The following is a 13,257-nucleotide window of genomic DNA, read 5'->3' on the forward strand; positions in this document are numbered from 1 at the left end:
TATGAAGTTTAAAAAGTGGTTTGAAAACAGAGTCTCCGTTGTAAGTGAGATGCATGCACAACTACTAAAAACAGATGACATAGAACTGTTGCACCAGTATCGGGTAAATCTGCGAAGACTCTATGCTTACAGCGAAGTCTATGCTAAAGAGATAAATAAACACTCTTCAAAAGAGTTGTCTAAACTTCTAAAAAAACTTCTGAAGTCTACTGCACTACTACGAGATATAGACCTGTTTTTGATAGACATAGAAAGTATAGGATGTTGTCATTTTACTAAAGATAGGTTACGCACTGTTTTGAAGTTAAAAAGAGATAACACTTTTAAAATATATATGCAGACTATCGGAAGTGCTGAATACAAAAGTAATTTAGAACTCCTTATGATGATGACAAAAGAGAGAGAGTTTTTTGTTTATAAAATACAAAACATTGATAAGCACAAAATCATCTCAGATGTCGAGAAAAGTAGATATGAAGAACTAGCCAGAGTCGATATGCAAACACCATCACATGAACTACATAAGTTGAGAAAAGAGTTCAAGAAGTTTCGTTATGCATTAGACATCTATGAGCATTGCTTTTTTGATAACAGAGATTTTGATTTTGATTTTGCAAAGCTAAAGAGGCTCCAAGACCTCTTTGGAGAGATTCAAGATAATTTTGTAAGATTAGAACTTATTAGAAGCATAAAAGAGGAACTAACAGAAGGTGATTTTTTAGAGTTACAAGATTACTATGAGTTAAAGTTATTCGATTCAAAGCAGTTGCTATTTGAAAATTTTGATATACTATAAGATATAAACAGATACAAAGAGGTGTTATTGTGTTTGATATTAAAGGTGTAGACTTAGAGTCAAAAACTAAAGAAGAGTTGATTGAGCTTATACAAGAGTGTGTAAATAGCAATACTCACGGTAATTCTGAAGTTTATAATGTTGGAGCGCTTGATAAACTAAAAGAGTACGCCTCTTTGCAATCACACATAGACAAAATCCATAAAAGCTCGCAGAATGTAAGTGTGATGATGTTCAGAATCTACAACATTGGAAGAAGTGATAATATCTTTAAAGACAGAGTCTCTAAAAAAATACTTGAAGATATAACAAAGCTTTTAAAATCAAAGATCAGAAATACGGATATACTTATAAAGTATGATCAGACAAACTTTGTAATCATAGCACCAAATACCGACTTGGAGGGTGTAGACAAATATGCGCATAAGTTAAATAGCATCATCTTGCAAAATGTATTTGGAAATGTTTCGCATCTAAAGTCGAACTTCTCAACGACTATCTTTATTCAAAATGATGACATAAAGGCTATTCTTGCAAGACTGTTTAAGGCATTGTTGGATATTGAAAAAGATCTATCTCACCATTTTATAAAAGTCTAAAAGGATTTATATGAGTCATAAACACAAGGCGAAAGTAGAAAAGCTGTTTGAGCATCCGGTATCTGGAAACATAGATGTAAAAAGACTTCTCTCTGCTCTTGAACATTATGGTGTTGAGGTGGAGATTACTAAACACAATAAAGCAAAACTGACTTTTAACGATAAAGAGTTGATAATGGCACTCTCACATAGAAATGATCTCTCGAAAGACTCCATTTCTAAGTTGCGCCACTACTTAGAAGATGTTGGCTTAACACCAGATAGTATATAAAGGAACCATATTATGAACGGCAACATAGTTGTAACATATAAAATATTGTGTGAATCAGATTTAAACACAAGCGTAAAGCTTCAAGAACTACTTTTAAACGATAAGGTATCCAAAGCTATTAAAAGTGAGTTTGCAAAAGGTCTTAGAAATATTGAACTCGTAACACAGAATGAAGAAGCTTCACTAATAGTTGAAACTGCTAAAGAGTTATACACGCTTGAAGTTTCAAAAGATGACTTTGCTGACATACTCGTTTTAGCTGAAGAAGATGCCATAGCTAGAAAGTTATTTAAAAAAGATTGTAGTCGTGTGGAGTTAGTCGATATTGAAACACTCGTATAGTCTTTTTCTTTTCTTACTTCTTTTTCTTCAAGGATGCAGTGATAATACAACTGTAAATATCTTCGATGAGAAACTATCTAAAACTAAAATAGAGTGTATGAGGCTTGTTGTCTTTCCTCCAGATGAAGAAGTGCAAAAGAGTTTAGAAGAGTTTTATAGTTTTGATGACTCTTGTTCTGTAAGACTTGAAGTCTCTCTAAAGAGAGGTATAGTCTGTAACTCCAATCAAAATAGCGATAAAAAAGCACTCAGCAACTTTCCGACAAGTTATCTTCGTATGCAAATATCTAAAGGTGGAAAACTCTTTTACAGTTATTATATTGATTTAGAAGATGCCGTGACAGATGAAGATGCTAAAGTAGCATTTGAGAGAATTAAAAAAGATCTAATCTTTTAAAATATCTCTTACACAGATAACACGATGTAATTTTTCAAAGTTGTGTGTAGAATACCTGCCCAAATCAAAATCAACGTACCAGCCGCTATCAGACCTAAATTCAGTTGAGGTCCAGTAAATATCTCTTTGTGCATTTTTAAAAGCGTGTTTAGACTTTATATTTGGTCTGGATAATTCTAAAAGATCTCGAGCCTCATCCTTTGTCGGGACTCTCCAGTCTGTTTTGTCAAGGTAGTTTAACTTGCGACAATAACTCCATGCTCTAATGAAATGCATTTTTCTACATGGAGTAGAGTCATAGTACATCTTAGCATTTTTCTTATCTATGACTACTTCTTGTTTATCATCTCTTACAAAATTTTCATCTATGTTTGTAGAATCTGAACTATTGTAGCCAAATGTAGGTACTACAAACCAAGCAGAGGATATAACTGCTGATAGAGTTAATATTAAAACAATTTTTATCATTAGAGTCCTTTTTTGTCAAAAACTATAGCTTTATATATAAAAAGCTCAGCATCTTTGTAGCCATTATATCCAATACCTACTTTCTCATTTGAACAATTGCTTACAAATTCTTTTACATTCCACTTCATCTGAGTTGCCACATGAGGTAAGTAAGTGCCATTTTTAGAACCTTTTTTGATGTAGATGCCATCTCTTCCTATGACTATCTCATCAAGTGAAGATATTTTTTTTCTTGGAGTGAGAACTGATATCTCGATGTCAATATTTTTAAGCTCATCAGGACTTACTTCTTTAAATCTACTATCACTTAGTGCAGATGCTATAGTCATATCTACAATGACTTTATAAAGTGGCTTATCAGGCTCAAATGTACCGATGCAACCTCTAAGTATCTTATTTTTATGTAGAGTCACAAAGGCTCCTAAAGGCTCCTTTAGTTTAGGAGATACTTTGCTCTCATCTATGACTAGTCGTTTTTTGTTTTTTATAGCTTGATAAAGAGATAGATTAGCAATATTTAGCAGCTCTTGTTTCTCTTTTGAAGTGAGAAAAAACTCATCTGTCTTGTAAACTCTCATAGCTCCATAACCAACAACTCTTTTTTTGTCTCCATACTTACTGTGTGCAGAATTTTTATACTCCAGTGTTTCGTATTTATATGGCTTGTCGTTTGTTATGTAGAGAAGTGTAAGAAGCGAACTCCATCCGCACGCTGAGGTTTGCAGTGCATCTATCTTGGCATCTTCATTTTTTGCCAATGCCTCTACGAACTTTTGTGGAGAATTCTTTGTAAGTGAGTCCAGTATTCTTTTATCCAGAATGTTTGCATCTTCAAATGTGGGGTAGTGAGAGAGGTCTGTGCTGATTATAAAAAGGTTGTCATCGTTAAAATATGGCGATAAGCTCTTTGCTATGGATTCGATTGTTTTAAGATTTGAGGTAGCTATGATTATGGGGACAATTTTAAGGTCGTCACCGTAAATAGTTTGCAAAAAAGGAAGTTGAACTTCTAGTGTATGCTCTATTTTATGTGCATCCGGCTGAAAGGTAAAGAACTCAAAGTTTTTAATGAGTCCGGATGCTATGGACTTATTTACTTTAACATTTCCAAGCGGTGTTTCATAGTCTCCAATGTCGTAGATGGAGGCACCGTTAAAACTGACATAGTGACTTGAACCGATGAGAAAAATATTTTTGTATCTTTTGTTTAGTGTTTTATAAGCGGTAGATGCTACGTTTGCCGAGAAGACATAACCGGCGTGAGGAACTATAAGTGCATTTATCTTTTTTTGCTCAAACGTTTTAGCGTTTTTTAGATGTGTCTTTACTTGGGTTTGGAGTTGGGACTTATTGTCTGTGTAAAACGATCCGGCTACTGCGGTGTGTCGCAGAGCATGGAGATTTTCAAAAAGAAAAATTAGTAGAAATAGTTGTGCTATTTTGAACTTTGAACGCATCTGATATGCCTGTCATAGTGCATGTCTTTTACCGTTCTCTCACCCTTTTTAAAGTGGATCAGCCAGACTACTTTTTTCTCACCTGCAAACGGTGTTGTAGTCCAGTAATACTCAGCGCTAACGTAGTCAAAACCTTTTTTAATAGCAGGATCATAGTTCTTATAATCCACAATACTTTGAAGCTCATTAAGAGTAGGAATACGAAAATTACTGTACTTTCCTATGACTAGGTTTGCGCAATAATCTTCAGACTGATAGTAAGTTATAGAAAGCTCTTCATTGTCTTGATGATCTTGCCAGATTAAAGATGTGCTTTTATCTATAAAAACACGCTCCCCAAACAATGTAGATGCAACTAGAAGTAGACCTGTAAACAGTAGCTTTTTCATACTCTAATCTGCTTTTTTTCTAAATAGGTGATAGTTTTCATTTTCTAGCATCTCTTCTACATACTCTTTTGCACATTTAATACAGTTTGACCAGATGCCTGATGGAAGTCTAACCTCTAATTTTTTCTTTTCTCTTAGTTTGATAATCTTTTTAGGAGATAGCACTTTAGATACAGGAGAGAAGTCAACATCAGTAAGATCGATGTCTGATTTATAAAAAATAGTTTGTTTTTTGAAGTTACCCCAACCTGGTATTCCATCTTCTGTATATGGAATTTCGTGACCATTTTTAAAGGTAACCATCATCTTATAGTGAGAGTCTTCAAATACCTGAGTAACTTTTCCTGCACCAAAAACCATGCCGTAAAGTTTGTCTTTTAGTTTTACTTTTTTAAAATATGCCATCGATCTTCCTTTTTTTATTCTATTTAATTGATATGGCAATAATTATAACAAAAGAAGATAAAATTAACTTATGAAAAAATGTAAATTATGCGACTGTAATACAACTGTAATAAGTGACACAAAAACAGATAATATTTACTATAGATGTTTAGAATGCGACTACATCTTTATGGATGAAAAACACCACCTAGACGCTGAGTCTGAAAAAAAACACTATGATAATCATGACAATAACTTAGAGTCTCTTGGTTATGTAAAGATGTTTGAAAAGCTTATAGAAGAGTTTGTTGCCTTGGATGCTAAAGATATAAAAACAGCACTCGACTTTGGTTGCGGCGAGGGTGAAGTACTACCTATACTTTTAGAGAGGAATGGCATCTCTTGCGATAGATATGATTTGTTTTACTTTCCTGAGAAAGTATATGAAGGTAAAAAGTATGATCTTGTTTGTTCTACTGAAGTCATCGAGCATCTTACTAATCCTCTAGATACTCTAAAAGAATTACTCTCACATCTAAACAGAGATGGATATCTACTTCTCATGACATACTTCCATCCAAGTGACGATGAGAAGTTTTTAAAGTGGTTCTATATAAAGGATGTTACTCATATAGGTTTCTTCTCTACTAAGACGTTTGAATATCTGGCATCTAAGCTTAACTTAGAGATAGTAAAACACAACAGTAAAAACAGTGTTATGTTTAGGAAGTTGTCTTAAGTGATAGGCTCCAGTGTAATGTCAGTTATCTCAGAACTTGCACCTAGTCTCATAGGTGGTCCCCAAAAACCGGTACCTTTGTTTACATATATCTGTAAGTTCTCATTGTGCTGATTCAGACCGCTAATATAAGGCTGTTGCAGTTTTACAAGAAATCTAAAAGGATATAGCTGACCTCCGTGAGTATGACCGCTTAGCATCAAGTCAACATTGTCAGTCACTTCTTCTATATATCTAGGTTGATGAGCTAGTAATACTGTCGGTGACTCTTTTAAGTTGCGAAGTGCATCGCTTATCTCTGGCACGTAGCTTTTGGTCCTGTAGCCAAAGACATCATAAACACCTGCAAGATTAAAACCTTCTCCCTCATCACCTATATATACATTTTCATTTTCAAGTACTCTGATACCAAGGGCTTTTACTGCATCTATGATAGCAGCTATATCATGAAAGTATTCATGATTTCCAACGATGAAGTAAGTCCCATATTTAGAGTTTAAGCTCTTTAACTCATCTAGTGTCTCTTTTGCATGGACTATGTTTATGTCTACCAAGTCTCCGGTAATTACAACAATATCAGGATTTAGTGCATTTACTCTTTGGACTATGTTGTGAATGAAAGTCTTATCAATAAGTCCACCGATATGAATATCGCTAAGCTGGACTATTTTATACTGTTTTTTTAACTTCTTTATCTTGATATTGATTTTCTCCAACTTCACATGTCTAGCCTCATACATAGACCTAGCACTAAGTGATGTAGCCACTACAAGAGATGAGATATCAAGTGAGCGTTTAAAGAAGTTTCTACGCTTCTCTGAGACTGGAGAGTGGTGAAGTACAACTCTAGATATATCATAAATAATAGCGGTACAAAATAGTAAGAAAAGTATCCCTATAGGAAGTGAGAAAAGAAAGTATAACCAGTTAGGAATGTCGACATAGTAACGACCAAGCATATAACCGATGATGCCAAAAAAGTTTACGACTAAAAAGATGCGTAGATATCGTTTGTACTTCTCTTTAGTGTCTAATTTCGCGATAAGTCTTTTTGAGATATACATGTTTAGAAGGATAAAAACGCCTAAAAAGGCTGTGAAAAAAAGTATTGGATTCATATTTGAAGTATAACAAAGAAAACTAAACCTATTAATTTAATTTGGATTTATATATCAACGGATATACTCTCTCAACACAAAAGGAGAATCAATATGATGAAGTTTTTAATAGCTCTAGTATTAGTCGCGACAATGTCGTACGCTGAGGAAATGGGAACAAAAGGTGGCTCTTGTATCTTGAGTCAAGATGGTAAAGTAAATGTAAGTTGGAAAGCTTATAAAACTCCTGCAAAAGTAGGTGTTGGCGGAATTTTTGACAGTGTAAAGTACACAGCAGTTGCCCCAAAGGGAAATAATTTCCGTGAGATACTTGTAGGTTCAAGTGTAGTGATAGACACAGCAAGTGTTAACTCAAAAAATAGCGGTAGAGATGTTAAACTTGTTCAGTTCTTTTTTGAGCAGATGAGTTCTAAAAATATCACAGCTAAAATTGTTGATATTAAGTCAAATAAACGTGAACGCGGTAAACCAAAAACTGGCGTAATGAGTGTTGCTGTAACTATGAACGGTGTTACTAAAAATGTACCAATGGAGTATATCTTTAACAAAGGTGATTTAAGTGCAACAGGTAACATAGACCTTCTAGACTTTAGTGCTTCTAAAGCTCTTTCATCTATCAACAAAGCTTGTTTTGATCTTCACGAAGGTAAGACTTGGAGTGATGTAACTATAGGTTTTCAAACTAACATCAAGTTTGAACTTTGTCACGCTAAATAATCTCTCCTTAGCCTAAGAGATTTCATCTCTAGGCTCTTTTGCCTAAATATCTTTGATAAACGAAATAGCACTTTTTACAGCATTTATATAACTAAGAGTCTTAGCTTCGCCTTTATAAGCAATGTCAAAAGCAGTTCCGTGGTCTACTGATGTTCTGCTTATAGGTAGGTTTAGTGATACGTTTATGCTCTCATCAAAGTAGAGAGCTTTTAGAGGTGCTAGGCCTTGGTCATGGTACATCGCTACAAAGTAGTTGTAGTTTTTTCTTGCATGAGGAGTAAAAGCTACATCTGGAACTATCGGACCTATAAACTGCTCAAAACCTATTTTTTTGTTTGCACTCTTTATGGCTTTTGTTATTCTCAGCTCTTCATTTCCTAGAACTCCATTATCCCCAGCATGTGGATTTAGTCCTAAGACAGCAACTTTTTCATTTGGGATTGAGTCATGTAAATCCATAAAAAACTGTTTTAGTTTTACATACTGCACAGATTCAGCTACATCTTTTAGAGGGATATGCTCTGTAAAAAGTGCGACAAACATTTTTTCGCATCCAAGCATCATAATAGCATCTCTGTCAAAGTGTTGGCGGAGTAGGTCAGTATGACCTTTGTACTCCAAACCAGCCAGCATCCAAGCCTCTTTATGAATAGGCATAGTCACAACTGCATCTGCTCTCTTTTCTTCACAAAGTTTGATACCGCTCATGAAAGAGTCATAAGAGTATTTTCCAGATGCAGCACTAACTTTTCCTGCTTCTATTTCAAACTCACCATTAACTGGAAGCAGGGTAATGTCGCTTGGTATTTTGGCATCTAAAAGTTTAGTAGCTTGTGAGAGCATCTCTTCGCTGATGCAGTAGATAGGGTTACAAAGTTTGGAGACTTCTTCGTGAGCTTTTAGAGCTATCTCTATACCCACTCCGTTTAAGTCACCAATGCTAATTGCGATTTTAGGTTTCATTTTTTATTTTCCCTTGTTATTACTAAAGCTATTCTATACTAGCCATATATGTAAGTCTCATCTTATCATCTGGTGCTTTCATTTTTAACTGTCCGATTTCTTCGGACACTTCCCTCGCTCTATTGTTGGAATGGTATCTAAAGTAACTGTTTCAAAAAAAGTGGAGATTAACTCATAGAGGTATATATTGAGACATATTAACTCAAATTATTGAATTTTTCTAAATCTTTTCTTGATAAATTTCCATAGTGTTCATTTATTCTCTTTACGCAATCTTTATTTTTTAGTTTATCACTATTTTTAAACCTTAATGTTCCCAATCGTAGACTTTCATATAAATCATTAATATGAATAGCCTTTAAATCTTTATAGTCAGAATAAATAATACTTTGTTCAAGAAGTTCTATATCTGCATTACCCCATGCATAAGCAATAGTAGACGCCTTTTTTTCGTTTATAAGTCTTGAATCAGGTGTTAATCTATGAATAATAGAGCATCTTGCTGAATATAAGTCAAGAGATGTAACAACAAGTTTTTTTTCTTTATACATATATTCATCAACCCAAGAGGTAAAAGAATTTTTTTTATCTCCATATGCAATCCATGCTAAACTATCTATAGCACTATAAATCAATGTTAATGTTGGAAATTGTAAGTTTTGAGCTAAGCATAAATCTATTCCATCAAACATTTGTATATAATCTTTTTCAAAATTATCCATTTTATTCTCCCTCAACAATCTTAATTTCATAATTACTAAACCCATTAAGTTTATAAACCATTTTATCTATCTTTTATCTGTTTTATTGATTTGTAATTTCAAATTTAATGTTATTTAAGCATCATTTTCAGAGAGAGGTTTCCACTTATTTTTAAAGTTTATCTACAAATTTTAATTTTTTCTTTGGAATTTATACATCACTTTTCACTTCTACTACTCTATACACTCCCAACTAGAAGTTGGGAGCGATTTTATGTTTAGTCATTATCTTACTGTGAGTCTTCTCATCTCTCTAACAGCATCTGCTAAACCACTAAACACACTTCTAGCGATGATGCTTTGACCTATATTTAACTCAGTGATTTCTTCGATGCTCATCATGTGAGAAACGTTGTGATAGTTTAGTCCATGACCGGCTGCTACTTCTAGTCCGAGTTTTTTAGCATGAGTTGCTGCTGCTTGAATCTCTTCTAAAGATTTTTCAAGTCTGCTTGCAAGTTCATAACGAGGAAGTTCAAGCTCTTTTACTGAGTGGTTTGAGTGAGGAAGTGATGAGTTAAGCATCGCAAAGATATTAGCAAAGCTTCCTGTGTGAAGCTCTACCATCTCAGCACCTAAATCTTTTGACTTCTCCATAGCTTCTATAGTCGGGTCTACAAATAGTGAAACAGGGATGATAGAGTCATGAAGCTGCTCAATTGCATAAGCTATTTGGTCCTCATAAGTGAAAACATCAAGTCCACCCTCTGTTGTTACTTCTTCTCTTTTTTCAGGAACTAAAGTAGCGCGATGCGGTCTTAGGTCACTTACAATGTTTAAAATATCTCTGTTGATAGAACACTCTAGGTTTACAGGTAGCTGTGAGTGAAGCATGATATTCTTGGCATCTATATCTTGTATGTGTCTTCTGTCTTCACGAAGATGTATAGTGATCTGGTCTGCACCATTAGCACAAGCAACGTGTAGAGCGTTTAGAATGTCTGGGTCATTTACCCGTCTTGCTTCTCTTAAAACCGCAACATGGTCTATATTTACACCTAACTTCATACTATTCACTATTTTTCTCCCTTAGTTCTTTTTACAAAGTCTAAATAATCTTCTTCTAAATTTTGATGGTTGATCAAATCGCCCATATGTACTTGTACAACTTTTTTTTCTTTGTAGGGAGCATGTTTAAAAACACTCTCTAAAGTATCGTTTATAAAAACAGGAACAACATCGAGCTGATTTGCTTTTGCAATCTTCTGCGCTCCGCTTTGAAATTCTAAGATGTCAGGTGTTTTGTTTCTCTCACCCTCTGGAAAGATGTAGATGTTAAAGTCATCAATCTTTGTAAGTGTCTTTTTTATCTCTTTAAAAAATTTCAAAAGACCTTTTCTGTTTTCCAAGTCAACACTTATACACCCGCTATACCTAAAGAAGTCACCGTAAAATGCATCGAAAAGCTCTTGTTTAGCTATCCAAGTCCCATTTTTATTGTGCTTTGAAAAAACATGTTCCATAACTATTATGTCAAGTAACGATCGGTGATTTATTGCATATAGGACTTTATCTTGACTCGGTACTTCTCCGATAAGCTCAACTTTGATATTTAAATACTCAATCACACCGTTAGAGTATGACTGTCTATCTTGAGAAAGCTGTTTATATGCCGGTTTAAGAGATATAAACGGGTGAAAGTACGTTTTCTTGAATATTTTTATATGCTTGTACCCAAGTTCGATCATAAAGATGAACTTGCCTAGTGTTTTTAGCATTATTTATTGTTTGAGCGGTAGCCAGGATGTTGGTAGTCATTTCTTTCACAAGCTGTGAACATTGTAACAGCTCCAAGTGTTAGTATTATTGTTAATATTATTGTCTTCATTTTAATCCTTGATTTTAGAAACTATTTTTTATTATATCATTGATTTTATTTATATTATCCGTGTTTGCAAAACAGCTTTTATCTCCACACACCATAAATTCGGAGTCTTGACTAAGTTTTTTATGTATAAACGGATAGTCTAAAGTGCTTAGTTCATAAGCATTCGCATCTAGGTTTGAGGCATTAGATTTTATAACTCTGTCACCCTTTAGATGTCTTAGAGTCTGGCGTAACATATATGGATAAATTACAGGTCTTCTTCCTAACTCATAAGAGTTATATTCTAGAGTTTTAAAAGCAAAATGAGAGTACTTTTCATCTTCAAGAAGAGTCCCTAGAGAGATAAGAACATCAACCATGATGCTTACAGAACTTGTGTAAGTGTTGTCAGCAATGTCCGCTTTTGTCTCAAACTCACCGTTACTAAAGTTCCAACTTCCTTTTTTGTAAAATTCTTCTAAAGCGATGTTTGCAAACCTTTGAGCTTGGATAAGATATAGCTCATCTTGAGTAGCATTATAAGCTGCTATAAGAGCTTGAGCAAGATATGCGTAGTCTTCCAAGAAAGCTTCTACTTTTGGAGTCTTATGAATGAGAGTCGTATGGTAAAGTTTAGAGTCGATGAACATTGTCTTTAGAAGTACATCTAGACTTTTTACAGCTCTATCTTTGTACTTGGCATCTATGGCTCCAAGAGTAAAGAGTGCTTTTATCATCATACTTGACCAAGATGTTTGAACTTTTCTGTCTATAAAAGGATACTCTCTGCCTTTTCTAAGACCTTGCAGAAGAATCTTTACTTTTTCAAAATACTCAGGAACTACACCCTTGTTAAAACGGATAATATTTTTACCCTCAAAGTTTCCCTCGTGAGTTACTTCCATCTCTGCAAGCATCTCTTCTATGTTCTCATAGCCATCATCAGATAAAGTGTTATAAACTTCATCGTACGTATATGTAAAGTAAGTCCCTTCTTCACCTTCACTATCCGCATCACTTGCACTATAGAAAAGATTATCTTCACTCATGAAGTTATACCAAAAGTCAGCTATCTCTTTGGCAGTAGCCAAAAAGCTATCATCTTTGTAAGTCAGGTAAGTGTTTGCATAGAGATCACAAAGGAGGGCGTTATCGTAAAGCATCTTCTCAAAGTGAGGAACTCTCCACTCGCTGTCTACGGAATAACGACAAAAACCGCCGTCAACAAGATCGTACATACCGCCTTTTTTCATAGACTCTAGTGTATGAACAAGCATAGCTTTTGCAGCCTTGTCATCATAAAGCCTGTCAATGGTTAAAAGAGTACCAAGTGTAGATGCATGAGGAAACTTAGGAGATACCGAGAAACCTCCATCTCTTGGCTCATAGTTGTTTTTTACTTGAAGCATAAAGTTTTTAGTAAACTCTTCTTTTAAAACTGTTGCTTGTGTCGGATGTTCAACTTTGTTTAAAAAGCCTTCTACTTCATCAGCATTTTTATATAGCTGAGCGTCATTCTGGGCTATCTTTGAACCTATGAGTTTTGTAAGCTCTTTAAACCCCATACCTTCGATAGAGCCTTGCTGAGACTCCGGCGGAATGTATGTTCCCGCAAAAAATGGCTTGTTTTGCGGAGTACAGAAGATAGATGTCGGCCAACCGCCTGCACGACGGTTAAGAAGCATATGAACTTCTTGGTAGTGCTTGTCTATATCCGGGCGCTCTTCACGGTCAACTTTGATACAGACAAAGTGCTCGTTTAAAATATCTGCACACTCTTGATTTTCAAACACTGTCTCTTCCATTACATGACACCAGTGACAAGATGAGTAACCTATACTAATGAAGATAGCTTTATTTTCTTTTTCGGCTTTTGCAAATGCTTCGTCACCCCAGGCAAACCAATCAACCGGATTTTCTTTATGTTGCTGTAAATATGGTGAATCTTCTGTTTCTAGTCTATTTGACATAATAGTTTTCCTATTTATAAAAGTGTATAAATTAATTAGTTGTAGGGTAGAGAAATAATGCTAATATTGCGCTTAAAAA

General features: G+C 34.7%; 17 protein-coding genes. 7 read left to right on the forward strand and 10 right to left on the reverse strand.

Translation table 11 applies throughout. From position 1 onward, the window contains the following. The first annotated feature begins 1 nt into the window (after position 1). The 5 genes from ABZC13_RS11465 to ABZC13_RS11485 are packed head-to-tail and all read left to right on the forward strand — an operon-like array spanning position 2 to position 2,405. Positions 2-796 (forward strand): CHAD domain-containing protein, encoded by a 795-nt coding sequence (locus tag ABZC13_RS11465; protein ID WP_373003814.1) that lies wholly within the window; start codon positions 2-4, stop codon positions 794-796. A 29-nt stretch (positions 797-825) separates the two neighbouring features. Continuing rightward, a complete protein-coding gene (locus tag ABZC13_RS11470; RefSeq protein WP_373003817.1) occupies positions 826-1,395 on the forward strand; it encodes a diguanylate cyclase domain-containing protein in 570 nt (189 codons plus the stop codon). A gap of 10 nt (positions 1,396-1,405) precedes the next feature. Beyond that, a complete protein-coding gene (locus tag ABZC13_RS11475; protein ID WP_373003820.1) occupies positions 1,406-1,666 on the forward strand; it encodes a hypothetical protein in 261 nt (86 codons plus the stop codon). 12 nt (positions 1,667-1,678) lie between these two features. After that, positions 1,679-2,008 carry a hypothetical protein gene (locus tag ABZC13_RS11480; protein WP_373003823.1) on the forward strand — a complete coding sequence of 110 codons (330 nt, stop codon included), beginning with the start codon at positions 1,679-1,681 and terminating at the stop codon, positions 2,006-2,008. Further along, positions 1,992-2,405: a hypothetical protein gene (locus ABZC13_RS11485; protein WP_373003827.1), complete on the forward strand. Its 414-nt coding sequence runs from the start codon at positions 1,992-1,994 to the stop codon at positions 2,403-2,405. The genes ABZC13_RS11480 and ABZC13_RS11485 overlap by 17 nt, the downstream gene beginning before the upstream one ends. Here ABZC13_RS11485 and ABZC13_RS11490 read toward each other — a convergent pair. The 4 genes from ABZC13_RS11490 to ABZC13_RS11505 are packed head-to-tail and all read right to left on the reverse strand — an operon-like array spanning position 2,394 to position 5,124. Next, positions 2,394-2,873 carry a DUF1566 domain-containing protein gene (locus ABZC13_RS11490; protein WP_373003830.1) on the reverse strand — a complete coding sequence of 160 codons (480 nt, stop codon included), beginning with the start codon at positions 2,871-2,873 and terminating at the stop codon, positions 2,394-2,396. The two genes, ABZC13_RS11485 and ABZC13_RS11490, sit on opposite strands and share 12 nt — an antisense overlap. Then, positions 2,873-4,330 (reverse strand): AmmeMemoRadiSam system protein B, encoded by a 1,458-nt coding sequence (amrB, locus tag ABZC13_RS11495; protein WP_373003833.1) that lies wholly within the window; start codon positions 4,328-4,330, stop codon positions 2,873-2,875. The genes ABZC13_RS11490 and amrB overlap by 1 nt, the downstream gene beginning before the upstream one ends. Beyond that, positions 4,309-4,719: a DUF1566 domain-containing protein gene (locus ABZC13_RS11500; protein WP_373003836.1), complete on the reverse strand. Its 411-nt coding sequence runs from the start codon at positions 4,717-4,719 to the stop codon at positions 4,309-4,311. Before ABZC13_RS11500 ends, amrB begins: the two co-directional genes overlap by 22 nt. A 3-nt stretch (positions 4,720-4,722) precedes the next feature. Further along, positions 4,723-5,124 carry a hypothetical protein gene (locus tag ABZC13_RS11505; RefSeq protein ID WP_373003839.1) on the reverse strand — a complete coding sequence of 134 codons (402 nt, stop codon included), beginning with the start codon at positions 5,122-5,124 and terminating at the stop codon, positions 4,723-4,725. Positions 5,125-5,194: 70 nt separating this feature from the next. On the opposite strand from ABZC13_RS11505, the gene ABZC13_RS11510 reads away from it, so the two are divergent. Next, the gene (locus tag ABZC13_RS11510; protein WP_373003842.1) at positions 5,195-5,842 is read left to right on the forward strand and encodes a class I SAM-dependent methyltransferase; all 648 of its coding nucleotides are present in this window, start codon (positions 5,195-5,197) and stop codon (positions 5,840-5,842) included. On the opposite strand, the gene ABZC13_RS11515 is transcribed toward ABZC13_RS11510, so the two are convergent. Beyond that, on the reverse strand, positions 5,839-6,960 hold the full coding sequence (locus ABZC13_RS11515; RefSeq protein ID WP_373003845.1) for a metallophosphoesterase: 1,122 nt from the start codon (positions 6,958-6,960) through the stop codon (positions 5,839-5,841). The two genes, ABZC13_RS11510 and ABZC13_RS11515, sit on opposite strands and share 4 nt — an antisense overlap. A 93-nt stretch (positions 6,961-7,053) precedes the next feature. Here ABZC13_RS11515 and ABZC13_RS11520 point away from each other — a divergent pair, with 93 nt between their 5' ends. After that, positions 7,054-7,677, forward strand: a complete 624-nt coding sequence (locus ABZC13_RS11520) for a YceI family protein (protein WP_373003848.1) — start codon at positions 7,054-7,056, stop codon at positions 7,675-7,677. A 42-nt stretch (positions 7,678-7,719) separates the two neighbouring features. Here the strand turns inward: ABZC13_RS11520 and pdxA are convergent, their stop codons facing one another. The 5 genes from pdxA to ABZC13_RS11545 all read right to left on the reverse strand — a co-directional run bounded on the left by pdxA (position 7,720) and on the right by ABZC13_RS11545 (position 13,178). Beyond that, positions 7,720-8,640 carry a 4-hydroxythreonine-4-phosphate dehydrogenase gene (gene pdxA / locus ABZC13_RS11525; protein ID WP_373003851.1) on the reverse strand — a complete coding sequence of 307 codons (921 nt, stop codon included), beginning with the start codon at positions 8,638-8,640 and terminating at the stop codon, positions 7,720-7,722. A gap of 197 nt (positions 8,641-8,837) precedes the next feature. After that, positions 8,838-9,362: a hypothetical protein gene (locus ABZC13_RS11530; RefSeq protein WP_373003854.1), complete on the reverse strand. Its 525-nt coding sequence runs from the start codon at positions 9,360-9,362 to the stop codon at positions 8,838-8,840. Between the two features lie 264 nt (positions 9,363-9,626). Then, positions 9,627-10,409, reverse strand: coding sequence for a pyridoxine 5'-phosphate synthase (locus ABZC13_RS11535; RefSeq protein ID WP_373003911.1), 783 nt, complete (start codon positions 10,407-10,409; stop codon positions 9,627-9,629). 8 nt (positions 10,410-10,417) lie between these two features. Then, entirely contained in the window at positions 10,418-11,119 is a 702-nt protein-coding gene (locus ABZC13_RS11540) for a lysophospholipid acyltransferase family protein (protein ID WP_373003857.1), read from the reverse strand. A 124-nt stretch (positions 11,120-11,243) separates the two neighbouring features. Beyond that, positions 11,244-13,178 carry a thioredoxin domain-containing protein gene (locus tag ABZC13_RS11545; protein ID WP_373003861.1) on the reverse strand — a complete coding sequence of 645 codons (1,935 nt, stop codon included), beginning with the start codon at positions 13,176-13,178 and terminating at the stop codon, positions 11,244-11,246. Between the last annotated feature and the right edge of the window lie 79 nt (positions 13,179-13,257).

The organism is Sulfurimonas sp., from assembly GCF_041563035.1.
GTDB lineage: Bacteria > Campylobacterota > Campylobacteria > Campylobacterales > Sulfurimonadaceae > Sulfurimonas.

Excerpts from the sequence above, each read along its gene's own strand:
- ABZC13_RS11465 (WP_373003814.1), top strand. The coding sequence starts at position 2 with ATGAAGTTTAAAAAGTGGTTTGAAAACAGAGTCTCCGTTGTAAGTGAG.
- ABZC13_RS11475 (WP_373003820.1), top strand. The coding sequence starts at position 1,406 with ATGAGTCATAAACACAAGGCGAAAGTAGAAAAGCTGTTTGAGCATCCG.
- ABZC13_RS11480 (WP_373003823.1), top strand. The coding sequence starts at position 1,679 with ATGAACGGCAACATAGTTGTAACATATAAAATATTGTGTGAATCAGAT.
- ABZC13_RS11490 (WP_373003830.1), bottom strand. The coding sequence starts at position 2,873 with ATGATAAAAATTGTTTTAATATTAACTCTATCAGCAGTTATATCCTCT.
- amrB (WP_373003833.1), bottom strand. The coding sequence starts at position 4,330 with ATGCGTTCAAAGTTCAAAATAGCACAACTATTTCTACTAATTTTTCTT.
- ABZC13_RS11500 (WP_373003836.1), bottom strand. The coding sequence starts at position 4,719 with ATGAAAAAGCTACTGTTTACAGGTCTACTTCTAGTTGCATCTACATTG.
- ABZC13_RS11505 (WP_373003839.1), bottom strand. The coding sequence starts at position 5,124 with ATGGCATATTTTAAAAAAGTAAAACTAAAAGACAAACTTTACGGCATG.
- ABZC13_RS11510 (WP_373003842.1), top strand. The coding sequence starts at position 5,195 with ATGAAAAAATGTAAATTATGCGACTGTAATACAACTGTAATAAGTGAC.
- ABZC13_RS11515 (WP_373003845.1), bottom strand. The coding sequence starts at position 6,960 with ATGAATCCAATACTTTTTTTCACAGCCTTTTTAGGCGTTTTTATCCTT.
- ABZC13_RS11520 (WP_373003848.1), top strand. The coding sequence starts at position 7,054 with ATGATGAAGTTTTTAATAGCTCTAGTATTAGTCGCGACAATGTCGTAC.
- pdxA (WP_373003851.1), bottom strand. The coding sequence starts at position 8,640 with ATGAAACCTAAAATCGCAATTAGCATTGGTGACTTAAACGGAGTGGGT.
- ABZC13_RS11530 (WP_373003854.1), bottom strand. The coding sequence starts at position 9,362 with ATGGATAATTTTGAAAAAGATTATATACAAATGTTTGATGGAATAGAT.
- ABZC13_RS11535 (WP_373003911.1), bottom strand. The coding sequence starts at position 10,409 with ATGAAGTTAGGTGTAAATATAGACCATGTTGCGGTTTTAAGAGAAGCA.
- ABZC13_RS11540 (WP_373003857.1), bottom strand. The coding sequence starts at position 11,119 with ATGCTAAAAACACTAGGCAAGTTCATCTTTATGATCGAACTTGGGTAC.
- ABZC13_RS11545 (WP_373003861.1), bottom strand. The coding sequence starts at position 13,178 with ATGTCAAATAGACTAGAAACAGAAGATTCACCATATTTACAGCAACAT.